This window comes from Moraxella oculi (genome assembly GCF_023336735.1).
In the GTDB taxonomy this organism is placed as follows: domain Bacteria; phylum Pseudomonadota; class Gammaproteobacteria; order Pseudomonadales; family Moraxellaceae; genus Moraxella; species Moraxella oculi.
On record NZ_JAMBAQ010000001.1, the window covers coordinates 12,459 to 39,323 of the forward strand.

Below are 26,865 nucleotides of genomic sequence, written 5' to 3' on the forward strand. Positions count from 1 at the left end.
GTTGATTTAAGATGTTAATTTAATCATGTGTGAGTATTATGATCATTTCGACCAGCAAAAGATTCAGACCGATGAAGATTTCTTAAAACACCCATCGAACGATTTGTTTTGTGCTAAAAATAATTTTTTAAAACGCGTAAACCAAGTATTCATCAAGTCTGATGAAGAGTTCGATGAGCGTGATGGTCATTTTATGAGCATTGCTCTAGATATGGCAAGGCAAGGTGCCAAACTTGGTGAAGTTCCTGTTGGGGCGGTGATTGTACAAAATGACCAACTCATCTCACAGGCCTTTAACCGCCCCATTAGTACAAAAAATCCGATCGCTCATGCTGAGATGAATGCCATACAGCAAGCGTGTGTCTATTTTGATAACTATCGCTTACCAAAAGACTGTACGCTATATGTTAGCCTGGAGCCCTGCACCATGTGCTTAGGGGCAATCGTACACAGTCGTCTTGATAGGGTGGTGTTTGCTGCTATGGAACCAAAATCAGGTTCGGTGATTAGTCAGGAAAATTTTGCAAATAAAGCTTATTTTAATCATTATCTGACGATAGAAGGCGGGTTGATGGCGAAGCAGTCTGGGCAATTATTGCAGGATTTTTTTAAACAAAGACGCCGTGCTAAACAATCAAAAAATACTCATTAAATAATAGCGATTAAAAGAGATGGTGTATGACAGCTTTTATTATTACGATTGATGGTCCATCTGGTGCAGGCAAGGGGACGGTGGCATATCGATTGGCTGAGCATTTTGGTTTTGAGCTATTAGACAGTGGTGCGTTGTATCGCATCGTTGGGTTGGTTGCTTACCAAAATGGTTTATTGGATCATGAAAAAATTGATGAGAACGCAGTGGCGGAGTTGATCGACTCTTTGAGCTTGTCTTTTTGTCTAAATCATGACACAAAAACGGTGGAAATTCTCATCAATGATCGGTATTTGATTGATGACATTCGTAATGAAACTGTGGGTGGATATGCCTCTAAAGTGGCGGTCTTGCCAAAAGTGCGTACAGCCTTATTATCTTTACAAAAAGATATGGCAAAGGGCAAAACGGGACTTGTTGCAGATGGTCGAGACATGGGAACAGTGATTTTTCCTAAGGCAAATGCCAAAGTGTTTTTGACGGCAAGTGCTAAAGCTCGGGCCGATAGAAGGGTATTGCAACTGCACAATGCTGGCAAGCATGCTGATTACGATGTCATTTTGGCAGAGATTATCGCTCGTGATGAAAGAGATGAAAATCGCTTGGCTGCTCCAAGTCGTCCTGCTGATGATGCCTTAGTGATTGACAGTTCGGACAAATCGGCAGATGAAGTGTTTGCCACGGTGTTGGATTTTGTTAACTCTCAGCGATGATTGGGTGGTTAATCTTGGCATGCTGTATGTGTGGCAACACTCACCTCAGTCCCATTTAAAGGGGTGGTATAAAACACTATCCATCTTATCAATAGTGTGATATAATTGGTAAAATTTTATCTACTGTGTTGTTATTAAGCTTAAAAACCAGCATTTCTTAATGATGCACATCACTTGAACCGTACTGAGCTGGCAGACTACGGCTAATTTTAAGGTATTACTAATGAATTTATCATTTGCTGAACTGTTTGAACAAAGCAACGCCAATGAAATTAAGGTTGAGATTGGTGCTGTCATTTCTGGCACTGTTGTTGCCATCGACAATGAGCGCATCACTGTTGATACTGGCCTTAAATCAGAAGGTTTTATCGCTCGTTCTGAATTCTTGAACGAAGCTGGTGAGCTGGAAGTTGCTATTGGCGATACAGTTGATGTTGTTGTTGAGAAAGTTGACAACGGCATGGGCGAAACCGTTCTTTCTCGTGAAAAAGCGAAGCGTGAAGAAAGCTGGCGTGCGCTTGAACAGCTTCATGAAAATGACGAAATCGTTACTGGTCTTATCTCTTCTAAAGTTAAAGGTGGCTTTACTGTTGAGATTGGTTCTGTGCGTGCATTCCTACCAGGTTCATTAGTAGATGTGCGTCCAGTACGCGAGACGACTCACCTAGAAGGTAAAGAGCTTGAGTTTAAAGTCATTAAGATTGATAAACAACGCAATAACATCGTTGTGTCTCGTCGTGCTGTGATGGAAGCTGAAAACTCAGCTGAGCGTGATGAGTTGCTTGCTAAGCTAGAAGAAGGCATGGAAGTTAATGGTATCGTTAAGAACCTAACTGACTATGGTGCATTCGTTGATTTGGGCGGTATTGACGGCCTATTACATATCACTGACATGGCATGGAAGCGTATCAAGCATCCGTCAGAAGCGGTGGAAGTTGGTCAAGATCTGAAAGTTAAAGTATTGAAGTTTGACCGTGAACGCAACCGTGTTTCTCTGGGTTTAAAACAGCTTGGTTCTGACCCATGGGGCGAGGTTGAGAAGACTTATCCAGTGGGTACAATCACCAAAGCTCGTGTGACCAACCTAACAGATTATGGCTGCTTTGCTGAAATCGCAGAAGGTATCGAAGGTTTGGTGCATGTGTCTGAGATGGATCACACCAATAAGAACATTCACCCATCGAAAGTTGTTCAGGTAGGCGATGAAGTAGATGTGATGGTTCTTGAGATTGACTGTGAGCGTCGTCGCATCAGCTTGGGTATTAAGCAAACCATGCCAAACCCATGGGAAGAGTTTGATAAAAACCATGCCAAAGGTGATAAAATCTCTGGTACCATTAAGTCAATCACTGACTTTGGTCTATTCATCGGTTTAGAAGGTGGCATTGATGGCTTGGTACATCTTTCTGACATCTCTTGGACAGAGTCTGGGGAAGAGGCCATCCGTAACTACACCAAAGGCGATACTGTAGAAGCTGTGGTATTGCAAGTAGATGCAGAAGCCAATCGCATCAGCTTAGGTATCAAGCAGTTGAATTCTGATCCATTTAACGAATATTTATTGGCAAACGACCGTGGTGCCATCGTTAAAGGCACAGTAAAAGAAGTGGACGCTAAAGGTGCTGTCATTACTTTGGCTGATAAAGTAGAAGGTTATTTGGCTGCTGCTGACATTGCTCGTGAGCGTACTGAAGATGCTTCTAAAGTACTGAACATTGGCGATGAAGTGGAAGCTAAAATTGTTCGTGTTGACCGTAAATCTCGTAGCATCACTTTGTCAGTGAAGGCAAAAGATGAAGCTGATGAGCGTCAAGCAATCAAAGAACTGTCAAACGCTGCGGCTGAAAATCAACCTAAGACTTTAGGTGATATCTTTGCAGATCAGCTAAAAGGCTAATCTTTCATTGAGACATGAAAAAAGGGCGGTATATTTCCGCTCTTTTTCATGTTTATACAGAATGCTGTATCGCTACTGTATAAGTTTTTCACATCTGTTATAAAAAATTTTATAAACTATGGTAAAATATGCGATGAATTGATGAAAGTTGGTAAAAGCTCATTTATTCATACCGAATTTTTTTACCATCATCATTATTAATACAAAGCGAAAAATACATTGTATGCTTTTTATGAAAGATATGGTATCTTTATCAGCTTAAGGTGAGACATATGCATCAAGCGATTAATAAATCCGATTTGATTTCAAACTTGGCGTCAGCATGTGATGGCATTGAAGAGACTGTTGTCGATCGGGCGGTGCGTGAAATTATTGGGCTGATGGTCGATTGCTTGACATATGATGGGCGTGTGGAGGTGCGTGGATTTGGTAGTTTTTGCCTACATCATCGTAATGCCAGAAGTGCTCGCAATCCGCGTACGGGAGAGTCTGTTGTTGTCAAGGCGAAGGCGGTGCCACACTTTAAGCCAGGCAAAGCTTTAAGAGAGGCTGTCAATGCCATCAATGATTGAGCATTCATTCGCATAGAGTATTATTGTAAATTTAAGTCAATTAGAGAAAGTCATGCACATTGTTTTAATTGTTTTACTGGCCGCTGTCTGTGCCTATGCCATTGGCTTGGTGTTGATTAACAACCGAGAAGTGGCGGTGAATCTGATATTTTCTGATGTACCAGCAATGAACTTGGGTTTGTTGCTTATCATTACCATTGCTTTAGGATTGGTATTGGGTATGTTGCTGGCACTTTTGGTATTCAGAGTTTTTCAAAATAAATGGGAAATCAGTCGTTTGAGTAAAGAGTTGAAGCTGACTCAATCCCAATTGACGGAAGCTAATATTAAACTTGCTCAGCAAGCAGAATCCCTTGCAGCACAAACTGTGGTGGTAGAGACTGTTACTCCAAATCATCTACAAAACACATTAAGAGATTGATGATGAATTCTCCAATCATTGTTGCGGTAGACAGGCATGATTTATCATCAGCATTGGCATTGGCGGATTTGTTAGATCCTAGCTTATGCCGTTTGAAGGTTGGTAAAGAGTTATTTACTGCCTGTGGAAATCAGGTCATTAAAGCATTTCATGACCGTGGATTTGAGGTGTTTTTGGATTTAAAATTCCATGACATACCTAATACCACTGCCCAAGCGGTGTTATCGGCTGCTGATATGGGTGTGTGGATGACAAACATACATGCCAGCGTTGGCTCTGATACAATGCGTTTGTGTAAGCAAAGACTCTTGGACGCAGGGTATGACACGCTATTGATTGCTGTTACGGTACTGACCTCAATGAAAGATGCTAATTTGCGTGAGCTTGGTATCATGCGTACAGCAAAAGAGCAAGTCTTGCACTTGGCAAATTTGACCAAGCAGGCAGGACTTGATGGCGTGGTGTGTTCCGCTCAAGAAGCCAAAGAGCTAAAAGTAGCACTGGGTGCGGATTTTAAATTAATTACTCCAGGTATTCGCTTAGTGGACGATGGTGCGGATGATCAACAGAGGGTTTGCACACCAAAAGAAGCACTGTCGAATGGTTCAGATTATTTGGTGATTGGTCGCCCCATCACGACCGCTACTGATCCGAAAGAAAAGTTGCAGCTGATTTTGGCACAGAGATAGGCTTGTTTGATGATTTTAAGAAACCTTGCAAGATGACTTGCGGGGTTTTATTCATATAAGTTAAAAATAGTTTCTATTGCTTGATTGTTATGAGATGGTTGGGTTGGTGCCATTTTTAGATATGATGGATTGTGCGTTGTACAATATAAAAGAGCCAATATATGAGTCATAAATTATTTTATTAAAGATGAATTATTAGGGTAAAAATATGCAAACTTTAGCGTGGAAATTAGAAGATGATGTCAATGACTATGTCAAAAGCCAATTAGAAAAATTAGGACTAAAAAAACTCACCGATTATAATGTTGAAAGCAGTATGTCGGACTGTCTAAAAGAAGCCCTAAAAGGCTCAGCCAAAACTGCCAATAAAACCAATTTTGGCAAGCCTGATTTTCATCTTGAAAAATACAAACCAAAAGATAAAATTATCCCTGTTATTATTGAAAATAAATTATCCATAAAAGCTCGTTAGCGAAAACAAAGACGGCGTAAAATTTGATGACAAATCCATTGCCAATTTTGCGGTCAATGGGGCGTTGTATTATGCTCGTAACATCATTGCCAGCCATAAATACGATGAAGTGATTCCCATTGGTTGTGCTGGCGATAATTATAATAATGTCAAAATACAAGTGTATTATGTCTTTGGTAGTGGCGAAAATGCGTTTAAGTTAATAGAAACTTGCACTGCATTTGACTTTTTGGAAAATCAAAAAGCCTTTGGTGAGTTTTATAAAAATGCGGTTTTGACAGAAGATGACAAGCACCGCATTTTAATCAATAGCCAAGTGGTATTAAAATCTTATGCCAAAGCTTTAAATAAACTCATGCACAATCACAATATTACCGCCCCACAGCGTGTGCTGTATGTTTCTGGAATGCTCCTTGCCATGCAGGACACCAAAGACAGCAATCGCAATATCATTGACGGATTAACGCCTAATGATTTAAAAGGATTTCAAACCGCCAATAAAAGAGATGGCATATTGATTTTTAATCAAATCAATGAATTTTTGACTTATAAACAAATCAATGAAAACAAAAAATCATTGATGTTAGCAAGTTTTAATGAAATTGCCAAAGACAGTCAAAGGGACGAACCTATCAAAAACGACAAGGCAGTTAGCAATCTTTTGCAAGAAGAAGCAAGCCCCACCAAACAAATATTTAGCTTTATTTATGAATATATCTATAAATCCATTGACGGACTTGCAGGGCATATTGATATTATGGGCGAGATGTATTCAGAATTTTTAAAATATGCCTTGGGAGACGGTAAAGAAATTGGCATTGTGCTAACACCGCCTTATGTTACCAAAATGATGGCACAAATACTAAATATCGGTATTGATAATAAAGTAATGGATTTAGCCACAGGTTCGGCAGGATTTTTAATCTCGGCAATGGAGCTTATGATAGAACAAGCCGAAACCAAATACGGCAAAAATACCACCAACGCCAATGAACTGATTGCAAAAATCAAGACAGAGCAATTATTGGGCATAGAGTTAAACGCTGAGATGTACACGCTTGCTACCACCAATATGATATTGCGTGGCGACGGTTCTAGCAAGATAGAAAAAGGCAGTGCATTTAATCGTCCACCAGAGCTGTTTAGTGCGTTTAATGCCGACCGTGTTTTATTAAATCCGCCATTTAGTTATGATGAAAACGGTATGCCCTTTATCGCTTATGGGCTTGATAAAATGCAAAAAGGCGGACTGGGGGCGATTATTATTCAAGACAGTGCAGGTAGTGGTAAGGCGATTAAATCCAATACCGATATTTTATCCAAACACACCTTAATTGCCAGTATCAAAATGCCTACTGATTTATTTCAACCAATGGCAGGCGTGCAAACTTCTATTTATATCTTTAAAGCCCATACACCGCACGATAGTGATGTGCCTGTTAAGTTTATTGATTTTAGAAATGACGGCTACAAACGCACCGAAAGAAGCTTGCAAGAAATTGACAATCCGACACAGCGTTATCAAGATATTATTAAAATCTATAAAGCAGGCAAAAACGCCAAGGTTGATGATAAACTTTGGGATTTGGACGATATTTATATAGAAAGCTGTATTACTTGAAATGGCAATGACTGGAATTTTGACCAACACAAAAAGATAGACACCAAACCCACGCTTGCCGATTTTAAAAAGACGGTGGCAGATTATTTGAGTTGGGAAGTGTCGCAAATATTGCAAAATCAAAAAGACGATGATTTGGGAAAGGTCTAACCCCTGCTTTACAAAAATTGGAAAATGAATTTTTGAAAAGTGGGGGAGAGTGGAAAGAGTTCTTGATTGGAGATATTTTTAACATTAATACGCCAAAAAAGAAATTTGATGCCAACAAAATTACTTTTGGTGGCGATTATCCTTATGTTGCTCGTGGCGATAAAAATAACGGCATTCGTGGTTATACAAACGAAGATACTAAATATTTAAACAATGGCAGTACGATTAGTTTTGGTCAAGATACCGCAACAATGTTTTATCAAGAAAATGCGTATTTTACAGGCGATAAAATAAAAGTGTTTTCACTTAAAAACGGCAAATTGAATAAACTAAATAGCCAATTTTTAATATCCGCAATGAAAAAATCTTTTGGTTTATTTAGTTGGGGAAGTAGTAGTTTTAGTGAAGGGAGTTTAAAACAATCAAAAATTCAATTACCAATAATAAATAGTGAACTGGCTTTTGACTATATGGAAAACTATATGCGGGAGCTACAAAAAGAAAGGCTGCGGGAGCTACAAAAAGAAAGGCTGCGGGAGCTACAAAAAGAAAGGCTGCGGGAGCTACAAAAAGAAAGGCTGCGGGAGCTACAAAAAGAAAGGCTGCGGGAGCTACAAAAAGAAAGGCTGCGGGAGCTACAAAAAGAAAGGCTGCGGGAGCTACAATTGTACCTTGATATTACAGGTTTTTCAAGCTATGAATTGACAGATGACGAATTAAAAGCTCTGGGGGGGTGATATTGTTTGGGGCAGTTATCGGATTGGGGATTTGTTTAATGTTTCTCCGACAAAATGGTATAAATTAAGAAATGACGAGATTTTATCTCGTAATGGTAGCGTGCCTGTTGTTTCCAATTCGTCTATTGATAATGGTGTTATGGGTTGTTCTAATCTTTTGGCAAATAATCATGGCAACTCAATAACTTGTTCTGATACAACAATTGGAGCAGATACCATGTTTTACCAAGAAAAGAATTTTATCGGTTACTCACATATTCAACATTTAGTGCCAAAATTTAATAACTTTAATAGGTTTATTGCTCACTTTATTATTTCATCAGTAAGAGTTGTAACTGATAAAAAATATAGTTATGGTGCTAAGTTTAATAGAAACGAAATGAATAATACTTCTATTCAATTGCCAACCAAACACAACCAAATAGATTTTGATTATATGACGACCTTTATCAAAGCCATTCAAAAGTTGGTGATCAAAGATTTGGTGCTTTATACCAAGCGAGAGCTGCAAGCGTATGAAAAAGCAATTGGCGGGTTATGATTGCAAATATTGATGGTTTTGAATTGGGCTAAGGTGATTTAAGCCAATTGTTGTTTGGATGTGCTGATGGTTGATTCATGTTTGATAAGGATTGTTAATGCCTAATTTTGCCAAAATCTCAATTTCAAAACCTTCCATCTCGTCAGCATCAGTATCGCTAATTTCGTGGTCAAATCCAAGCAAGTGCAAAATGCCATGTATGATTAGATGCATCAGATGATGCTCAAACGATTTTCCTTGCTCGGCAGCTTCTTTTGCAACCACAGCATCGCACAAAATCAGCTCACCCAAGCTGATTTTTGGTAAAAAATCTAACATTTCGCCTGGCAGATCGGTGGGATATGACAGCACATTGGTGGCATAATCCTTGCCTCGTGCATCAAAATTTAACTCTCTAGCTTCGGCAGTGTCTGTGATGTAGATGTCTAGTGATTTTGGCTTATGCCAATGTTTGTCTGCATCATTAAAATAAGCAAACACCAAGCCTTGTGAATGTTTTTGGCTCATAAAATCCAGTGTCTGAGTAAAGACATGGTGTATCATTTGCTCATTGTATTCACTTTGTCTGTTGGCTGGCAGTGCATCAGAAAATGACAAACACAACTCATCAGCCATCACATCATGTTTAAGATCAGTCATCATTGGCTCTCACATTCGTTTTTGGGCTGTTGATGGGTTGATCAGCTTGTTGTTCGACATCTTGTTTTAGTTTTTCAGCTAGGCGGGCGGCTTTGCGTTCGTTGGTCAGCTTTTCTTGTTCATCATCAAAAGCATCGTAAGCTTGGACGATTTTTTGTACCAAATGATGCCTAACCACATCACGACTGTCAAATCGAGTGATGTGGATTTCTTCAATCTTGGAGAGGATTTGCAAAGCTTGCGATAATCCTGATTTATGACCACGAGGCAAGTCCACCTGTGTCATATCGCCAGTAATGACAGCACGAGAGCCAAAGCCTAAGCGAGTTAAGAACATCTTCATTTGTTCTGGCGTGGTGTTTTGGGCTTCATCTAAAATCACAAAGCTGTTATTTAAAGTACGCCCACGCATGTAAGCAAGTGGAGCAACTTCAATGATTTGTCTTTCAAGCAGCTTTCCTACTTTTTCAAAGCCAAGCATTTCATAAAGTGCATCGTATAATGGGCGTAGGTAAGGATCAATCTTTTGGGTAAGGTCACCTGGCAAAAAGCCTAATTTTTCACCAGCTTCTACAGCAGGACGCACGAGTAAAATCCGCTCTATTTCACCGCGTTCTAACATGTCTACCGCACACGCCACCGCCAAATAAGTCTTACCTGTGCCGGCAGGACCCACGCCAAATGACACATCGCTGATGAGTATTTTTTTGACATATTCCTGTTGATTACGCCCCCTTGGGGTAATCTTACCTTTTCGGGTGCGTAAGCTGATGTCGGCATAAAGAGAGTTTGTTTTCTGTGTTGATGTGTTTCCATGCTGATGAACATCAACCATATCATGATGGCGAGTAAGGCTTGATTGGACGATTAGGTGTAATTCTTGAGCATCAATATCCTTGTCAGCAATGTCAGCAAGTTTGGATAAAATGAGTTCGGTGCTTTCTATGGCATTCAGTTCGCCTGTGAGAATGAAAGCGTTTTGGCGTTGGATGATTTGAACACCAAGGCGTTCTTGAAGGTATTTTAGGTGTTTGTTATATTCGCCTGCCAAATTTCTTAGATTGGTGGCATGAATGTCCAAAGTAAGCGTGCGAGTGATGGTCAAGAAATTTTCCTTTTATGATGAAAAAAATAATTTAATGAGTGTTGGTCAAATGAATGAAGAAAAATGAGAATGAGATGATAATGGGGATTTGAGGGGCTTTTTTCAAGTAAGTTTGATGAATAAAAAAACAATAAGCATAAAAAAAGACCTTTTCAATAAAGGTCTTTTTTTATGCTTATAAAGCGAATTTGGCTCCCCAACCTGGGCTCGAACCAGGGACACACGGATTAACAGTCCGATGCTCTACCGACTGAGCTATTGGGGAATATATTAAGTAGCTCGCTTAATATGGGGCATATTATATCAAATATTTTTTATTTGTCAAACATTTTTTTAAAAAAAATGAAAAAATATTTGTATGAATAAAAAAACCAAAGTGCCGCTACAAAGGGGTAACCATGAACCGTCGGGTTCAAGGCGGAGTTGCACCACCATTTATTACGGCTTCCTGATACATCTAAAGATGCAGGCATGCACAACAAAATGATAGAAATGCACCCCTAGGATAAAATTATCGGCTCAGGCATACGCTTTGCTGGCGGACACTTCAGTGGCGGTTATTATAGCATTTTTGGGACAGGTTGCAAGGGTTGATGTGTGGTTTTGGTAATGAATGTTTAACTCAATCAAGCTGCGTTGCTTGTCATCCACACATCATATGTTTGTTAGAATTTGATGGAATTAAAATTAACCAAACGCAGGCGATCGTGTTGGAATGGCACCCAGGAACTCATTTCTGGCTTGAATGTCTGTGGTAAAGTCGCCAAGCATGCTCATCGTACGCGTGGTGGACTGCTGCTTACTCACGCCACGCATCATCATGCACATGTGACTGGCATCCATGACTACAGCCACACCACGACAACCTGTCAATCTTTCGATGGCATTTGCAACCTGCTTCGTGAGGTTTTCTTGGATTTGCAGACGGCGGGCGTACATATCAACGATGCGTGCAACCTTAGACAGTCCCAAAACCTTGCCATTAGGTAAGTAGCCGACATGTGCCACGCCATAAAAGGGCAGTAAATGATGCTCACACAGAGAGTAAAATTCAATGTTTTGCACTAGGACCAATTCAGGATTGTCAGATGGAAAGATGGCATCGTTTGCCACCACATCAAGAGATTGATGGTAGCCACGAGTCAGATATCCAAAAGCTTTGGCGGCACGCATTGGTGTGTCTAGCAACCCTTCACGATTCAAATCCTCGCCACTACTTTCAATGACACTGGCATAATGATTGGCAAGATTTTCATAATCTGGGGTAAAATTGATGTGATCTGAATTTGACATGATGAATGCTAACATAAAAGAAAATATAAACAATATAGCTTAACTTAATTTTAGATTTTATCAAGTCAAAAATATCAAAAATCCGCAAAATTTTTACAAGTTGCCGTGAAATTTGTTGAAGTTAATTAATGAACATAAAATCAGATGATGAAATGTTAAGTTTTTTTTGTCAAGTTGCTGGTCGGTTATTAGCTTGACCTTGTATTAATCATTTGGGTATTTTTGTAAATGGGCTTGTGATTGGTTTTGGGCTGTGCTAAATTAACCCATGTCAAGCACCTAGGTAATGTGCCTTTTTTAACAAAATGGTAATGATAGGAGAGAATCATGAGTATTGAAACTTTGACCCTCAAGGTCTATGGCATGACTTGCCAAGGCTGTGAATCTAGCGTACATAACGCATTAAAAGAGTTGAGCGGCGTACAGGATGTGGAAGTAAACCGTCTACTTGAACAGGCAGTAGTCACTTATGATGATGAGTTGCTGGATAAGGTGCAAATCATCAATGCTGTTGAAGATGCTGGATTTAGCACAACTTAAACGAGTTGGAATGCTTGTTTTGCTAAGCTTTATGAGACAAAAAGCCGATTGCTTTGGCTTTTTGTCTTTTTTATTGAATTGATGGTGCTTATGCCATATTTATATAACAAATAATCATCAATGAAAAGTGATGTTGCTATGAAAACGACTCAATCGAACACACAGCAGTTTGTCATCACAGACATGAACTGCCAAGCATGTGCCAATCGTTTGGAAAAAGTACTGAATAAAAATCCTGCGGTTGATTCTGCACAAGTTAATTTTGCTACTGAGACGCTCAGCATTTCCTATCATGATGCTGATACACAAGATGTTGTTTCATGGATTAAAAAAGCAGGTTTTACAGGAAAGCCCTTAGAGGAGATGAAAGATGTGTCTCAAAAGCCTGATTTTCCTTATGAGCTGCTATTATTATGGTTGCTAAGTGCACCCTTTTGGTTCGGCATGGTAGGCATGATGGTAGGGAGCCATGCACTCATGCCACCTGTGTGGCTGCAATTTGTATTGGCAAGCGTGGTACAGTTTGCTTTTGGCTGGCGATTTTATCGAGGAGCTTGGGCATCTTTGCGTGGCGGTCTGGCCAATATGGATGTTTTGGTGGCACTTGGTACGACAGCGATATGGGCGTATTCGACTTACATATGGGCGACTTATGGGGAGCGTGGCAGTCATGGGGTGGTGTACTTTGAAGCATCAGTCATGATCATTGCATTCGTCAGTTTGGGTAAATACTTAGAAATGCGTACGAAAAAAGACAGTTTAAATAGCTTGTCTTCGCTGATGAATTTGGTGCCAAAAACCGCAATGCGTCGATATGGCGACGATTGGCAGATCGTTGATGTGGATAAAATCAAGCATGATGATGTGCTGTTGGCAAGGGTGGGTGATCGTATCGCGGTAGATGGCATCATGACTGTGGGTACGGGTGTGTTAGATGAAGCGCATTTGACAGGTGAAAGCGAAAGTCCGCCAAAAAGTGTGGGTGATTCAGTCATGGCAGGCAGTATCGTTACTCATGGCAGCTTTGAGTATCGAGCGGTGGCAATGGGCGATCAGACAGCATTGGCAGACATGATTACTGCCCTTCATGAAGCACAGGGATCTAAGGCAAATATCGCACGCTTAGCAGACCGCATTACGGGCGTGTTCGTACCCGTGGTTGTGTCGATTGCTTTTGGGGTTCTTGCGATTAACTGGTTTTTGTTAGGTTCGTTTGAGGTGGCACTCATGCGTGCCGTAGCGGTTTTGGTGATCGCCTGTCCATGTGCACTTGGTTTGGCTACGCCAGCCGCCATCACAGCAGGCATGGGAGTGGCTGCCAGACATGGCGTGCGGTTTAAAGATGCACCTAGCCTTGAAATGGCAGGACATATTGATACCATGATTTTTGATAAGACTGGTACTTTGACGATGGGAAGACCTGAGATTCGTGTGGCGTTAGTGACAAATAAGCTGACCTATGATGAAGCACTTGCCATCACAGCAAGTATAGAGCAGTATGCCATGCATCCATTGGCTAACAGCATTGTAAAAAGTGCTCTGGATAAGGGGCTTGCTTTAAGTTCTTTAAAAGAGCCGCAGACTTTCGTCGGTCGAGGAATTTCGGGGGATATTGATGGTATTGGGCTCGTCAAGGTCGGCACACCTGACTTTATTGGCATGAGTGATTTTAATCAATTCATCAAGAACACTCCCTCTGAATTTACCAGCTTTTATACCGATGATGTCGATCAGAGTCTTGGGTGGAATCTGTGGCAGATATGTAGCGTTGTCGCTGTGTCAGTTAATGATCAATTGATCGCTGTATATGCACTTGCTGATGTTCCAAAACCAGATGCTAAAGCATTACTTGATCGGCTAAGATTGCAACATGTTGATGTGATGATTCTTAGTGGGGATCGCCAAAGTGTGACCGATTCTGTGGCGAAGGCATTGGATGTGTCGCTTGCTTATGGTGAAATGTCCCCAAAAGATAAGGCGACAAAAATTAACGAGTTGAAAGATAAGGGCAGAACGGTTGCTATGATTGGTGATGGGGTAAATGATGCCCCTGCAATGGCAGCGGCACAGGCGAGTTTTTCAGTGCATGATGCGTCAAGTGTCGCTAAGTATGCTGCCTCTGCTGAGCTGATGGGGGACTCTTTGATAGGTGCTTATCATGCTCAAAAAATCGCCAAAGCGACCTTGAGAACCATCAAGCAAAACTTATTCTTTGCGTTCATTTATAACATTTTTGGTATCGGTTTGGCGGCATTTGGATTGTTAAATCCAATCATTGCGGCAGCGGCCATGGCACTTAGCTCCATTTGCGTGTTGAGCAATGCTTTACGATTAAAGCGACTGGATCTAAAAGATGTGCATCAAGCATAAAGATTGAGAGTGGGTGGGCTTCAACGATGAGATGATGGTGGTAAAATAAAGCATTTATTTGATGATTTTTTTATAAAAACGGCATAAATATTGAGTTGATATTTGATATAATACACAAATTTCGTTAACTTTGTTTTTAAGTTTATGTCAAAAATCATCACACAATTTCACTCATCAAGCCCATCGTCACTCAATCGTCAAAAAGGCACGACAGCACAGATTTTAGTATTGTTCTTGGTGGCACTCATTTTTACGGCACTCGTGGCGGTATTTATTGGCTACCAATTCGGTCATCGCCAAGGCATGAATTCTGCTCAAAAATTAATGACAGATCACAATGTCAGTGCTGATTCAAGCATGCTTGTTGAGCAAAATACCCAACTGCAATCACAAATGGATGCCATTACCAAAGAGCGAGATATTACCTTGGGTAATTTGGAGCGTCTGAACGCTGAACAGCAATTGCTTAAAACTAAAAATTTACAGCTACAACAAGTCAATGACTTATTAAAATCATCGGTAGCAGAACAAGGAGGGGTGGCACTCAAAATCATCGGTGCTGAGATTGCTTCTTTGCCTGAGAATACTTTTGAATACCGCTTTGATGTGGCGATGATTGATGTCTCTGGTGTGGCGGTGCGTATGGTACCACGCTTGACACTGCTTAACGCCACCAGCATGGTTTCCATACCTCTTGAGCCTTCCAGTTATGAGATTGATGGCGTCGCCAACATCCGTGGGCGTTTTGTCATGCCAGAAGGATTTGTGCCAAAGCAAATGAAAGTTGAGTTAAGCGCTGGCGGTCAAAAAATTCAGCAGCTTTATAATTGGCAGGTCGGTAGAGTCATCACGGACGCACCCACATCACTTTTGGATGCTGGCAGTACCGATGACAGACCCATTGTCAATCGATGACTTAAGATGAAGTCGAGCGAATGCTCGACTTTTAGTAGGTGTGATGCTTGGTATGAGGTGGTCGTTGGTTGTGATGATGTCGCAGTTCCATTCATGCTTTTAAACCCTAATTCTTAGCCCATAATTTTTGGGTGTTTTGGCAAATACGCCCAATGACTTTAATGAGGTGTGCTTGATTAAGACTTGGTCATGATGATGAATTGAACAATATGAGAGTTGGTATGAATAAACAAGTAGTGATGCTTGATGGCTTTTCTTTGGCTTGTCAGCACGGTGAAAGTGATCAAAATGCAGATGAAGCTGCTGATTTGGCAGTGCTTGAGCAGGCAGAGCAAGCGTACGCACCCATGTATGCCGTGGTCATGCATAATGATGACTATACCACGATGGATTTTGTGGTTGCTGTATTGATGGAGGTTTTTGGACATGCATTGGAGCAGGCGGTTGAGCTGATGTATGCCATTCATGAATTTGGGCGTGCAGTCGTCGCAGTCATGCCTTATGATATTGGTGAAATGAAAGTAATTCAAGTGACGGATCTTGCCGAGAAGATGGAATACCCACTTCTGACCACGCTGGAAAAACAGTGAAGACAAATGCCTTGAATGATTTATAATTCAGAATTTTGATGGGAAGAGATATGTTTGGTGCAGACTTTGAAGCCGTACGCCTAAAAATTGAAGAGTATGCCAAAAGACATCATCACGAATACCTTACGGTAGAGCATTTGTTGCTTGGGCTTGTTGATGATGAGATGGTGAGGTTGATGTTGAATGAGTTTGAGGTGAATGTTGGTAATTTGAGTGATGAGCTTAAAATCTATTTGAGTGATTATGTGCCAAAAACTTCTAATAGTCAAATAAAAGTCAAACCCACAAAATCCTGCGAGCGAGTGCTACAACGAGCCATATGGCATCGACAATCTGCGGAAGTGGAGCGTCCGATTGACTGCATGGACATTTTTGTGGCCATTTTTGATGAAAAAGATGCCCAATCTTTAAACTTACTAAAAAAACACGATGTGGGAAAATTGCGTGTATTGCGTTATTTATCGCACCATAGAAAAGATGAGAAAAGTACCAAGGGTAATGAGTCGGATAAGGAGTCTGACAGCGTTAGTGACCCTTTGGCGGAGTTTGTCATCAATCTGAATGAACAAGCCAGGCAATCACGCATTGATCCACTGATTGGTAGGGAAAATGAGGTTGAGCGTACCGCCCAAATACTGTGCCGCCGCCGTAAAAATAATCCGTTATTGGTGGGTGAGGCAGGCGTGGGAAAAACTGCCATCGCTGAAGGTTTGGCTTGGCTTATTGTCAATGATAAGGCTCCTAGACCGCTAAAAGAGACGGTGATTTATGGTCTTGATATGGCTGCTTTGGTGGCTGGTACGAAATTTCGTGGTGATTTTGAAAATCGCATGAAAGAGCTGTTGACTGCCTTAAAAAATCAACCGAATGCGGTTTTGTTCATTGATGAGATTCATACGGTGATTGGTGCAGGTTCCACCATGAATAGCACGATGGATATGTCAAATTTATTAAAGCCAGCCTTATCTGGCGGAGAGATTCGTTGCATTGGCTCAACCACTTTTACTGAATATCGACAGATATTTGAAAAGGATCACGCACTTTCTCGTCGTTTTCAAAAAATCGATGTTCATGAGCCATCAGTGGCAGATACGGTGAGTATTTTACAGGGCTTAAAGAAACAGTACGAATCACATCATTGTGTCCGCTATACAGATGAGGCCTTGCAAGCGGCGGCAACGCTGTCTGCACGGTACATTCAAGACAGATTTTTACCAGATAAGGCCATTGATGTGGTTGATGAAGCTGGGGCGAGAGTGCGTCTGAGTGCTGACGATAAGGGCGACCATCATGACGGTCATTGTGATGAATTTCCAGTGATTGATGTGGCAATGATTGAGGAGGTGGTGGCAAAAATTGCTCGCATACCACCAAAATCAGTCTCTCAAAATGACAAAGATGCACTCAGGACTCTGGAGCATGACCTAAAACGCACCATCTTTGGGCAAGACGAGGCAATTGAGGCAGTGTCATCTGCCATCAAGTTGGCAAGAGCTGGTTTGAAACCTGCTGATAAACCAATCGGTGTGTTCATGTTTGCAGGGCCAACGGGTGTGGGGAAGACCGAACTGTGTAAACAGCTGGCTTTAACACTTGGATTGCAGTTTGTGCGTTTTGACATGAGTGAATACATGGAAGCTCATACCGCATCACGCTTGATTGGTTCGCCGCCAGGCTATGTGGGTTTTGACCAGGGTGGTCTTCTGACTGAAAAAATTCATCAACACCCTCATTGCGTACTGTTGCTTGATGAGATTGAAAAAGCCCATTTTGATGTATTTAATTTGCTGTTACAGGTGATGGACCATGGGACATTGACTGATAATAATGGGCGGTGCGTGTCATTTAAGCAGGCAATCATCATCATGACGACGAATGTGGGTGCTCAAAGCATCAGTCGTGCCTCAATGGGCTTTACACATCAAGACCATTCAGATGATAACACAGAAGCACTAAAACAAACCTTTACACCAGAGTTTCGTAATCGCTTGGATGCTGTCATTAATTTTGCGCCGCTAGAGCAGCAGGTCATGATTTTGGTGGTGGAAAAATTCATCGCAGAACTACAAACCCAGCTTGCGGACAAAAATGTCATGTTAACTGTTGATGATGACGCCAAAGCTCATCTTGCTAGGTTGGGCCATGACCGATTAATGGGTGCAAGACCAATGTCACGACTGATTCAAAGCGAGCTTAAAAAACCACTGGCTGAGATGATTTTGTTTGGAGAGCTGATGGATGGCGGTGAGGTGCAAATATCTTTGAATCAATGCGATAAAAATGCACAATGTGATGGGCAAAAGATGACAAAACTGTGCTTTAATGTGTTAAAATCCATCAAAGAAAAATCTGACGGTCTGGCTGGGCATTAATGCAAGCTGACTTGGTTTTATGTTAAGGAATGGTTATGGTACAAATTTTAGATGGTAAAGCACTAGCAGGCTCGGTTGAAGGTGAGTTGTCAGCAAGAGTGTCAGCAATCAAACAAAAAACAGAGCGTACGCCCATTTTGGCGACCATTTTGGTCGGTGATGATCCAGCATCAGCGACTTATGTGCGTATGAAAGCCAATGCATGTAAGCGCATTGGCATGGATAGTATTCGTGTGGAAATGCCGCAACAGACCACGACCGATGAGCTGATGGCTAAGATTGATGAATTGAATGCCAATCCTGATGTGCATGGCATTTTGTTGCAACATCCAGTACCAGCTCAGATTGATGAGCGTGCCTGCTTTGACCGCATCAGTTTGACTAAAGATGTTGATGGTGTGACTTGTTTGGGCTATGGGCGTATGGCAATGGGCGAGGCCGCTTATGGTTCATGCACGCCACAGGGCATCATGCACTTATTGAACCATTATGGCGTTGAGCTGTCTGGTAAGCATGCGGTTGTGGTGGGTCGCAGTGCCATCTTGGGTAAGCCGATGGCAGCCATGTTGCTCAATGCCAACTGCACTGTTACCGTCTGCCATTCTCGCACAAAAAACTTGGCTGAATACATTCGTCAAGCAGACATTGTAGTTGGTGCTGTGGGTGTGCCAGAACTGATTAAAAAAGACTGGATTAAACAAGGTGCGATTGTGGTGGACGCAGGTTTTCACCCAACGCCAGAAGGTGGTTGTGGCGACATTGAATTAAAAGGCATTGATCAAGTTGCATCAGCTTATACGCCAGTTCCTGGTGGCGTAGGTCCGATGACCATCAACACACTGATTCGTCAAACGGTAGAAGCGGCGGAACTGGACGCAAAAATTCGCTGATTTGTCATTCATCAAAAAAACACTCCAAGATTTGTGTCTTGTGGGTGTTTTTTGATGTCATCAGACATGTTTATGCCCAGAGTTTGGCGATGGTTAGAAGCACTTGATGGGTGAGTATGGCGGTCTGATTGAACGCTGGGTTGTTAATGTTGCCAGTCCATGTCATGACAGCAAAAAAACTAAACCAACAAATCAAGCACCGTTTTTGATCCGATAAAACCAATGGCAAGTAGGATAAAACCATAAATGGCAAAATTGGCCGCACGCTTCCCACGCCAACCAAATCGATAATGCCCTGTGATGAGCAAGCCAAATATCGTCCATGATAATGCACTAAAAACAAGCTTGTGAGCAATGTGCTGTGCCATGATGTCGTAAGTTGCGACAAAACCTAAGCCAAGAGCAATGCTTAAAATCACAAATCCCATTAAGATCATGTCAAATAGCAAGCTCTCCATGCTTTGTAGGCTGGGCAGTTTACTCACCCAAAACCTATGAATCGTCTGGTGCTTTAACTCTCTGATTTGCAGTCTTAATATGACTGCCTGCACCGCTGCCATCAATAACACGCAATAAGCGGCAAAAGACAATAAAATATGTGTCTGTAATAATGGACCTAAATCATTTAATGGCTCATAAGTCGCTCGCCCAAAGTAACCAATGCTAAGGCCAAGCAATACAACAGGTGTTGCCAAAAGACCTAAGCTTAGAATGGGTCGATACAAACCAAATAACACAAAAAAAACCAAAAAGAATAAGCTGATGAGACTTAAAGTGTTAAAAATATTAAGATTGAGACCATTAGATGTTACGATATTTGGGTACAGTAAGATGGTGTGTGATATGGCACCGATGGTCAAAGCACCGATGAACATGGCTTTGCTGGCAGGCTGCTCTGTGATGAGTTTTTGGTATAAATACAAGCCTGCCATGCCATAAACCAATGCAGTCATAAGATAGATCATCAGCACACGAACCCCTAAGGTAAGAAAAGCGGTATTTGCGTCAAAAAAAGATCATGAATGTCATATCATGATGTTGGCTTGGCAAGTTGTATTGTTTGCTTGATTGACTGCTTAAAAAGCATGTCTTTTGGTTAAAAAAGTATAGCAAAATTCACCAATGCTGTAAAGCATTCGTGGACATTGGGCTGGTTTGATGTACATATCAAGCGACAACAAAACAACACCCAAAACACATTTTTGGCATAAAGTTGAATTTGCATTGGCATAATTGGCGATTTTGGCTTACAATATGAGGCATTCATCTGTGGTAAATTCATCTTAGGAAAATTATGTTTGACACTCTTACTGAACGACTCTCTGGTAGCTTGCGTAATATCACTGGCACTTCACAGCTTACCGAAGACAACATCAAAGATACGCTAAGAGAAGTGCGCATGGCTTTGCTTGAGGCAGATGTTGCGTTGCCTGTGGCAAGAGAATTTGTTGCCAAGGTCAAAGAACAGGCCTTGGGTCAAGAGGTATTAAAAGAATTGCAACCTGGTCAGGCCTTTGTCAAGATTGTCTATGACGAGCTGACAGAGATGATGGGTGCTGCCAATCAGGCACTTGAAATGACAGGAAAGCCACCTGTGGTGTATTTGCTGGCAGGATTGCAAGGTGCTGGTAAGACGACTACGGCTGGCAAGTTGGCAAAGTTTTTACAAGAAAAACAAAAAAAGAAAGTCATGCTGGTGTCGGCAGATGTGTATCGACCAGCAGCGATCAATCAATTGGAGTTTGTGGCAAATCAAGTGGGTGCAATGTTTGTACCATCTAGCACCACCCAAAGACCGATTGATATTGCACATCAAGCGATTGAGCAAGCCAAACGACATTATGCCGACATTTTAATCATTGATACCGCAGGTCGTCTTGCGATTGATGATGAGATGATGAATGAAATCAAAGAGTTGACGGCAGCAGTCAATCCAACCGAGACTTTGTTCGTTGTGGATTCGATGACAGGTCAAGATGCTGCAAATACCGCCAAAGCATTTAATGATGCCTTGCCGTTAACTGGGGTGATTTTGACAAAAACCGATGGTGATGCTCGTGGTGGTGCGGCGTTATCTGTGCGTGCCATCACAGGCAAACCAATCAAATTTTTGGGTCGTGGCGAAAAGCTGGAAGCTTTAGAGCTGTTCCATCCAGAGCGTATTGCCCAGCGTATCTTAGGCATGGGTGATGTGCTAAGTTTGGTTGAGGAAGTGGAGAGTAAAATTGACCGTGAGCAAGCCGAACGCATGGCTAAAAAGCTACAAAAGGGTGGTGAGTTTGATTTGGAGGATTTGCTCAATCAATTTCAACAGATGAAAAACCTTGGGGGTATGGCAGGATTTTTAGATAAAATGCCAGGCATGGGTGGGGCTGATTTGCAAAAAGCGATGGAAGAGGCAAAACCTGAGGAGAAAGTCAAAGAGATGGAAGCACTCATTCACTCAATGACCCCTTTTGAGCGCCAAAATCCTGATAAAATCACACCAAGTCGCAAGCGTCGCATTGCCGCAGGCTCGGGCAAGCAAATCCAAGATGTGAACCGTCTGTTAAAACAGCATAAGCAGATGGCGAAAATGATGAAAATGATCAGTCGTCCAGATGGTATCGGCAAGATGATGAAGGCGGTACAAGGTTTGGCTAAAGGCATGTCTGGCGGCGGCCCATTATTTGGTGGTGCTAACAATGCTGGACAGTCAGGCATGAACGAAGCACAGATGCGACAGTCAATGGCGGATTTGGGGCTTAATCCGAATAGTATGCCAAGCATGGAAGAAATGCAAAAACAAATAAAAGCGATGGAAGGGCAACTCCCTAACTTTAAGAAGCGTTTTTAACCTTGCTTAATAAAGCCTAAACAACCCCCAATAAGCAACTCCCAGTTTGGGCGTTCTTATGCTTTGATGGAAAAATGTACGATGAAGATACTTGCCCTAGACACGGTTTTTGAGCAATGTTCGGTGGCGATTTTGCAAGATGATCAGCTGATTGCTGAGCAAACGACTGGTGGTAATCGAGGGCAGACGGAAGTCATCTTGCCAATGATTGATGCGTTGTTGAAAGATAATGCCCTTCATCTTGATGACATGGACTGCCTTGCTTTCAACCGTGGGCCAGGTGCTTTTAGTGGCATTCGCATCAATACGGCTGTGGTACAAGCATTGTCATTTGCTTGTGGATTACCTTGCGTGGGTGTATCTGGATTAAGAGCTTTGGCACAAAAAGCATTCGTTGATGAGGGGTTGAATCGAGTGTATTCGGTACTAGATGCACGAATGAATGAGCTGTACTTTGGTGAATTCATGTTGGGTGATGATGGCATCATGAATGTCGTGGGTGATGAGGGGCTATTGCCTTATCATTCAGTCATGGAAGATGGCTTGCCAATCATTGGAAAAGACGAACACATCGCATTGATACAAGCACAAGACAATGTCATTTGCCCAGTTAATTATCCAACGGCTTTTGATATTGGTAGAATTGCCCATGCTGATTTTTTAAAACAAGGTGGTGTGGCAGCTCAGCAGGCACTGCCTGTCTATCTAAGACATAATGCTTGGAAAACATTGGTTGAGCAAGGCAAAGCTTAGTTTGGTCAAATCTATAACATCATCAATCACATAAATAACCTATGAATCTTCTATTGATTAAAGCTGCCATCATGGGCATTGTTGAGGGCGTGACAGAATTTCTGCCGATTTCAAGCACAGGCTATCTGATTTTGTCTGGCGATTTGATGGATTTTTGGAGTAAAGATAAGCGAGATTTATTCATCGTATTCATTCAACTTGGGGCGATTTTGGCCGTCATTTATGACTATTGGGGCAGATTGTGGAAGGCATTTTTAGGGCTATTAACAGGTCAAGCTGATGGCATGACAAATCCACGAGGATTAGGACTGGCACTCATCATTGCGACTTTACCTGTGATGGTGATGGGATTTTTGTTTAAAGATTTCATCACGCAGAGGCTTTTTCACCCATTGGTGGTGGCAACCATGCTGATTCTTGGTGCGTTAATCATTATTTTTGTCGAAAAATATCCACGGCGAATTAAGGCGGTTGAAGCTGAACACATTGATTTGACTATGGCAATCAAGATTGGTTTGGCACAATGTTTGGCCCTCATTCCTGGCACTTCTCGTTCTGGTTCTACCATCATTGGGGGATTATGGTTCGGGGCATCTCGTAAGGCGGCGACAGAATTTTCGTTCTTTTTGGGCATTCCAGTCATCATTGGTGCTGCCTTGCTTGATTTGCTTGACAAAAAAGATGTTTTGCAATCTAACGATTGGAAGGTGCTTGGTGTTGGCACGCTGGTGTCTTTTGTGGTAGCACTGCTGTGCATCAGATTCATGGTGGCGTGGGTATCAAAAAAAGATTTTATGATATTTGCTTGGTTGCGTATCATCACAGGACTTGTGGTGCTTGTGGCTTATTTTATGTTTGGTTACCAAATCCAAGGTTGATGGCATGCAGATATGGGTCTTTGGGCGGGAGAGTGATGAGGCGATTTTTGATGAATTGATGTTCATCAATGAGCAAAAGCATTTGGGCTTGAGCCTGTCCTTTTTACCTCTACCAAAGTTAAGCGATAAAGTTATCTTGGCAGGCATGAAAGAGCGTGCCAATCACAACGCCATCGCCATTGTTAAAAATATGCCAACTTTACTAAAAGCAGATGGTAGTGGCATCGTAAAATCCCATTTAAACTGGTCTTCATTGACACGGCGCATCGTCAGTGCTGGCCGCAAATCTGAATTGATCTTGCAGGCGTGTAAACCGAATGCTGGCATGGCAGTGCTAGATGGCACGGCAGGTTTTGGGCATGATGCACTGATTTTGGCAAGTAGCGGGGCGACGGTAACTCTGATTGAAAAAAATCCCATCATGGCATTATTGCTATTTTACGAGCATGGTATGATGAGTAAGAACGCCAACTGGCAGAAATTACTCGCCAGAACCAGCATTCGTCATGGAGATTTTTTAAATCCTTCATTTTTAGCACTGTTGCCATCGGTGGATTTGATATATCTTGATCCGATGTTCCCATCTGAAAGCTACTCGTCCAAAGTCAATAAAAACATGCAGCTGCTCCATGAATTGGCACAAAAGCCAAGCCTGGATGATGAAAGAAATTTTTTGACGATGGCAAAAAATAAGCTAAATCAAGGTGCTAAATTGGTGGTAAAACGACCAAGCATGGCACCTTATTTGGCCAATCATTCACCCAATCAGAGTGTGTCTAATGATGCCATTCGCTTTGACAAATATGAGTTGAATGATTGGCTTGACTAGGTGCTTTTAAAAAGTGATTCAAGGAAAATCTTATGCGATATGAATATCTGGTATTGTTCGTGGTCGTCATCATGGCATGGCAGAATTTTTCACTCAGACGCAAAATTAAACAATTATGGCAAGCCATGGATAAGCGTGAGTATGTTTCTTGTTATCAAGCGCTACTACATCAAAGTAAGGACCAGGCAAAAGCAATCAAGGCGTTACGCCAAAAATTTCCTGAGCTTGATCTGCTCCAAGCGGTAGAGGTTAGTAATATTGCCCATCGTGAAATGGCAGTGAAAATCAACCATCAAACGGACAAGTAACGCATTAACTTTAAATGAAATACTCTCATGTTTTCAAATAAACTCATTGCATGGTTGCAATTAACTCGTTTTGACAAACCCATCGGTACGGAGCTGTTATTGTATCCGACTTTATGGGCGTTATTTTTAGCGTCGGCAGCCCATGGTCGATTGCCTAGTGCGAAACTGATGGTGATATTTACGCTTGGGGCAATATTCATGCGTGCGGCAGGCTGTGCAATCAATGATTTTGCTGATCGTAAGGTAGATGGACTGGTCAAACGCACCAAAAATCGACCTTTGGCAAATGGACGGCTGCACGCATCCACGGCAGTTTGGACTTTTTTGGGGCTATCGTTGCTATCAGCCTGTCTGCTGTTTTTTTTACCGATTGCGGTGTTTTACTGGTCGTTGGGTGCGGTTTGTTTGGCGTTTATCTATCCTTTTATGAAACGCCATACACATTTGCCACAGGTGGTGTTGGCAGCAGCTTTTGGTTTTAGTGTTCCTATGGCGTTTGTTGCGGTTAATAGCAGTTTTGGCGATGTTTCGGCTGTTGGTCTGACAGGTTGGCTTGTCTTTATTGCTTATATGTGTTGGACGGTGGCATATGACACGCAATATGCGATGTGTGATAAAGATGATGATGTGAATGTTGGTGTGAAATCTACAGCAATTTTATTTGCTCAACTCTTTGGTCGGCGTGATGTCTTGGTTGCACCATTATTGCAGTTTATATTTGTTGGCATCATGGCGTATTTATTGTATGAATTGATTGGGGTGTATTTCTTACCATTATTTCTTGTGCCATTGATATGGATGATTTGCCATCAATATCGACTGTGCGCCACTCATGAGCGTTTAAATTGTTTTAAAGCGTTTCGGCATAATGCTTGGGTGGGGCGTTTTGTTCTTGGTGTGGTGATGTTGGCAAGTCTGCTGCGATATGATGGCTTGAATTCATCACTCTTTATGTGATGGCATGTTCAAACATCACAAAACCGCCACAAAAATTTCGCCAAATCATGCGATCAAGTGTGCTATGATGGCATGCTTATCATCATGAAAAACCAAACCCAAAATGATCTAACACCATCAAATCCCATACGGATACTTATGAATACCAGCTTAAATCTACAAACTGACTTTATTAAAGAAGGCATAAAAGCCATACGCACCGAACGACAGGCACTTGACTTACTCATCGAGCAGCTGGATGAGAGGTTTAGTGAAGCGTGTCGTATCATTTTGGCGTGTCATCGTCGTGTGGTTGTAACTGGCATGGGCAAATCTGGGCATGTGGGTCGCAAAATTGCAGCGACCTTAGCATCAACAGGAACGCCTGCGTTTTTTGTGCATCCAGGTGAAGCGGGCCATGGAGATTTGGGCATGTTGGTAAAAGGTGATGTGTTGATTGCCATTTCCAACTCTGGTGAATCTGATGAGATTCGTATGCTCATGCCTGTGGTTAAGCAGTTGGAGATTCCACTCATTAGCATCAGTCGTGATAAGCGTGGTTTTTTGCCAAAGTCTGCAGATGTGGCACTCACCCTAGGTCATTTTGATGAGGCTTGTCCGCTTGGGTTGGCGCCAACTTCCAGCACAACAGCAACGCTGGCTTTGGGAGATGCATTGGCAGTGGCATTGTTACACGCTCGTGGGTTTACCAGTGATGATTTTGCCCTATCTCACCCAGCAGGAGCCTTAGGCAAAAAGCTGCTGACTCGTGTGCAGGACTTGATGCACTCAAATAATCTGCCAACGATCAATCATTCGGCAAGTTTGCATGATGCCTTACTGGTGATGACTGGTGGTCGCTTGGGGCTTGCGGTGATTGTTGATGATGATGACACGGTTGTGGGGGTTTTTACAGATGGCGATTTGCGTCGCAAGCTGACGGCTAATGCTGATTTGTCTGTAAGAATTGGTGATTTCATGACACGAATGCCAAAGCATACCACAGCAGATGTGCGTGCTTCCGATGCTTTGACCATGATGAACGAGCATGGTATTGGTCAACTTTTGGTGCTTGATGAAGGTAAATTACAAGGTGTGCTAAGCATTCATGATGTGTTGCAAGCAGGTGTGAGCTAGGGAGGAAAT

At 42.0% G+C, this 26,865-nt stretch carries 27 protein-coding genes, 1 tRNA gene and 1 other RNA gene; 23 read left to right on the forward strand and 6 right to left on the reverse strand.

Going from position 1 to position 26,865, the window contains the following annotated elements; translation table 11 throughout:
• Positions 1-25: 25 nt before the first annotated feature.
• The 10 genes from tadA to M2R47_RS00105 all read left to right on the forward strand — a co-directional run bounded on the left by tadA (position 26) and on the right by M2R47_RS00105 (position 8,465).
• Entirely contained in the window at positions 26-652 is a 627-nt protein-coding gene (gene tadA, locus M2R47_RS00060) for a tRNA adenosine(34) deaminase TadA (protein WP_249097312.1), read from the forward strand.
• Positions 653-678: 26 nt separating this feature from the next.
• Positions 679-1,365: a (d)CMP kinase gene (cmk, locus tag M2R47_RS00065; RefSeq protein ID WP_249097314.1), complete on the forward strand. Its 687-nt coding sequence runs from the start codon at positions 679-681 to the stop codon at positions 1,363-1,365.
• A 223-nt stretch (positions 1,366-1,588) separates the two neighbouring features.
• On the forward strand, positions 1,589-3,262 hold the full coding sequence (gene rpsA, locus M2R47_RS00070; RefSeq protein WP_249097315.1) for a 30S ribosomal protein S1: 1,674 nt from the start codon (positions 1,589-1,591) through the stop codon (positions 3,260-3,262).
• Between the two features lie 272 nt (positions 3,263-3,534).
• Positions 3,535-3,834 (forward strand): HU family DNA-binding protein, encoded by a 300-nt coding sequence (locus tag M2R47_RS00075; RefSeq protein ID WP_249097317.1) that lies wholly within the window; start codon positions 3,535-3,537, stop codon positions 3,832-3,834.
• Between the two features lie 52 nt (positions 3,835-3,886).
• Positions 3,887-4,255, forward strand: coding sequence for a lipopolysaccharide assembly protein LapA domain-containing protein (locus tag M2R47_RS00080; RefSeq protein ID WP_249097320.1), 369 nt, complete (start codon positions 3,887-3,889; stop codon positions 4,253-4,255).
• Positions 4,255-4,944: an orotidine-5'-phosphate decarboxylase gene (pyrF, locus tag M2R47_RS00085; protein WP_249097321.1), complete on the forward strand. Its 690-nt coding sequence runs from the start codon at positions 4,255-4,257 to the stop codon at positions 4,942-4,944. Before M2R47_RS00080 ends, pyrF begins: the two co-directional genes overlap by 1 nt.
• A gap of 208 nt (positions 4,945-5,152) precedes the next feature.
• A complete protein-coding gene (locus M2R47_RS00090; protein WP_249097323.1) occupies positions 5,153-5,416 on the forward strand; it encodes a hypothetical protein in 264 nt (87 codons plus the stop codon).
• Between the two features lie 64 nt (positions 5,417-5,480).
• Positions 5,481-7,037 carry an HsdM family class I SAM-dependent methyltransferase gene (locus M2R47_RS00095; RefSeq protein WP_249097326.1) on the forward strand — a complete coding sequence of 519 codons (1,557 nt, stop codon included), beginning with the start codon at positions 5,481-5,483 and terminating at the stop codon, positions 7,035-7,037.
• A 182-nt stretch (positions 7,038-7,219) separates the two neighbouring features.
• Positions 7,220-7,924: a restriction endonuclease subunit S gene (locus tag M2R47_RS00100; protein WP_283162880.1), complete on the forward strand. Its 705-nt coding sequence runs from the start codon at positions 7,220-7,222 to the stop codon at positions 7,922-7,924.
• A 1-nt stretch (position 7,925) separates the two neighbouring features.
• Positions 7,926-8,465 carry a restriction endonuclease subunit S gene (locus M2R47_RS00105; RefSeq protein ID WP_335341969.1) on the forward strand — a complete coding sequence of 180 codons (540 nt, stop codon included), beginning with the start codon at positions 7,926-7,928 and terminating at the stop codon, positions 8,463-8,465.
• A gap of 75 nt (positions 8,466-8,540) precedes the next feature.
• Here the strand turns inward: M2R47_RS00105 and ybeY are convergent, their stop codons facing one another.
• The 5 genes from ybeY to folE form a co-directional block, all read right to left on the reverse strand.
• Positions 8,541-9,107, reverse strand: a complete 567-nt coding sequence (ybeY, locus tag M2R47_RS00110) for an rRNA maturation RNase YbeY (RefSeq protein ID WP_249097333.1) — start codon at positions 9,105-9,107, stop codon at positions 8,541-8,543.
• On the reverse strand, positions 9,097-10,203 hold the full coding sequence (locus M2R47_RS00115; protein WP_418001166.1) for a PhoH family protein: 1,107 nt from the start codon (positions 10,201-10,203) through the stop codon (positions 9,097-9,099). Before M2R47_RS00115 ends, ybeY begins: the two co-directional genes overlap by 11 nt.
• Before the next feature lie 195 nt (positions 10,204-10,398).
• Positions 10,399-10,474, reverse strand: a tRNA-Asn gene (locus M2R47_RS00120).
• 99 nt (positions 10,475-10,573) lie between these two features.
• Positions 10,574-10,766, reverse strand: a non-coding RNA gene (ssrS, locus tag M2R47_RS00125) — 6S RNA.
• Positions 10,767-10,896: 130 nt separating this feature from the next.
• Positions 10,897-11,502, reverse strand: coding sequence for a GTP cyclohydrolase I FolE (gene folE / locus M2R47_RS00130; RefSeq protein ID WP_249097339.1), 606 nt, complete (start codon positions 11,500-11,502; stop codon positions 10,897-10,899).
• Positions 11,503-11,829: 327 nt separating this feature from the next.
• Here folE and M2R47_RS00135 point away from each other — a divergent pair, with 327 nt between their 5' ends.
• The 6 genes from M2R47_RS00135 to folD all read left to right on the forward strand — a co-directional run bounded on the left by M2R47_RS00135 (position 11,830) and on the right by folD (position 19,179).
• The gene (locus M2R47_RS00135) at positions 11,830-12,042 is read left to right on the forward strand and encodes a heavy-metal-associated domain-containing protein (protein WP_249097341.1); all 213 of its coding nucleotides are present in this window, start codon (positions 11,830-11,832) and stop codon (positions 12,040-12,042) included.
• 138 nt (positions 12,043-12,180) lie between these two features.
• On the forward strand, positions 12,181-14,412 hold the full coding sequence (locus M2R47_RS00140; protein WP_249097343.1) for a heavy metal translocating P-type ATPase: 2,232 nt from the start codon (positions 12,181-12,183) through the stop codon (positions 14,410-14,412).
• 144 nt (positions 14,413-14,556) lie between these two features.
• Entirely contained in the window at positions 14,557-15,327 is a 771-nt protein-coding gene (locus tag M2R47_RS00145; RefSeq protein WP_249097345.1) for a hypothetical protein, read from the forward strand.
• A 221-nt stretch (positions 15,328-15,548) separates the two neighbouring features.
• A complete protein-coding gene (locus M2R47_RS00150; RefSeq protein ID WP_249097347.1) occupies positions 15,549-15,917 on the forward strand; it encodes an ATP-dependent Clp protease adaptor ClpS in 369 nt (122 codons plus the stop codon).
• Positions 15,918-15,967: 50 nt separating this feature from the next.
• Complete coding sequence (gene clpA, locus M2R47_RS00155) at positions 15,968-18,289, forward strand: ATP-dependent Clp protease ATP-binding subunit ClpA (RefSeq protein ID WP_249097349.1); 2,322 nt, start codon at positions 15,968-15,970, stop codon at positions 18,287-18,289.
• A 35-nt stretch (positions 18,290-18,324) separates the two neighbouring features.
• Complete coding sequence (gene folD / locus M2R47_RS00160; protein ID WP_249097351.1) at positions 18,325-19,179, forward strand: bifunctional methylenetetrahydrofolate dehydrogenase/methenyltetrahydrofolate cyclohydrolase FolD; 855 nt, start codon at positions 18,325-18,327, stop codon at positions 19,177-19,179.
• 179 nt (positions 19,180-19,358) lie between these two features.
• Here the strand turns inward: folD and M2R47_RS00165 are convergent, their stop codons facing one another.
• Entirely contained in the window at positions 19,359-20,144 is a 786-nt protein-coding gene (locus M2R47_RS00165) for a cytochrome C assembly family protein (RefSeq protein WP_283162881.1), read from the reverse strand.
• A 329-nt stretch (positions 20,145-20,473) separates the two neighbouring features.
• Here M2R47_RS00165 and ffh point away from each other — a divergent pair, with 329 nt between their 5' ends.
• From ffh to M2R47_RS00200, 7 genes are all read left to right on the forward strand, one after another.
• The gene (ffh, locus tag M2R47_RS00170) at positions 20,474-22,015 is read left to right on the forward strand and encodes a signal recognition particle protein (RefSeq protein ID WP_249097357.1); all 1,542 of its coding nucleotides are present in this window, start codon (positions 20,474-20,476) and stop codon (positions 22,013-22,015) included.
• Between the two features lie 81 nt (positions 22,016-22,096).
• The gene (gene tsaB, locus M2R47_RS00175) at positions 22,097-22,768 is read left to right on the forward strand and encodes a tRNA (adenosine(37)-N6)-threonylcarbamoyltransferase complex dimerization subunit type 1 TsaB (protein WP_249097359.1); all 672 of its coding nucleotides are present in this window, start codon (positions 22,097-22,099) and stop codon (positions 22,766-22,768) included.
• A 41-nt stretch (positions 22,769-22,809) separates the two neighbouring features.
• A complete protein-coding gene (locus tag M2R47_RS00180) occupies positions 22,810-23,646 on the forward strand; it encodes an undecaprenyl-diphosphate phosphatase (protein WP_249097361.1) in 837 nt (278 codons plus the stop codon).
• A 4-nt stretch (positions 23,647-23,650) separates the two neighbouring features.
• Positions 23,651-24,475: a class I SAM-dependent methyltransferase gene (locus M2R47_RS00185; RefSeq protein ID WP_249097363.1), complete on the forward strand. Its 825-nt coding sequence runs from the start codon at positions 23,651-23,653 to the stop codon at positions 24,473-24,475.
• Positions 24,476-24,507: 32 nt separating this feature from the next.
• The gene (locus tag M2R47_RS00190; protein ID WP_249097365.1) at positions 24,508-24,783 is read left to right on the forward strand and encodes a hypothetical protein; all 276 of its coding nucleotides are present in this window, start codon (positions 24,508-24,510) and stop codon (positions 24,781-24,783) included.
• 27 nt (positions 24,784-24,810) lie between these two features.
• On the forward strand, positions 24,811-25,740 hold the full coding sequence (locus M2R47_RS00195) for a 4-hydroxybenzoate octaprenyltransferase (RefSeq protein ID WP_249097367.1): 930 nt from the start codon (positions 24,811-24,813) through the stop codon (positions 25,738-25,740).
• Positions 25,741-25,878: 138 nt separating this feature from the next.
• Entirely contained in the window at positions 25,879-26,856 is a 978-nt protein-coding gene (locus tag M2R47_RS00200; protein WP_249097369.1) for a KpsF/GutQ family sugar-phosphate isomerase, read from the forward strand.
• Positions 26,857-26,865 lie beyond the last annotated feature (9 nt).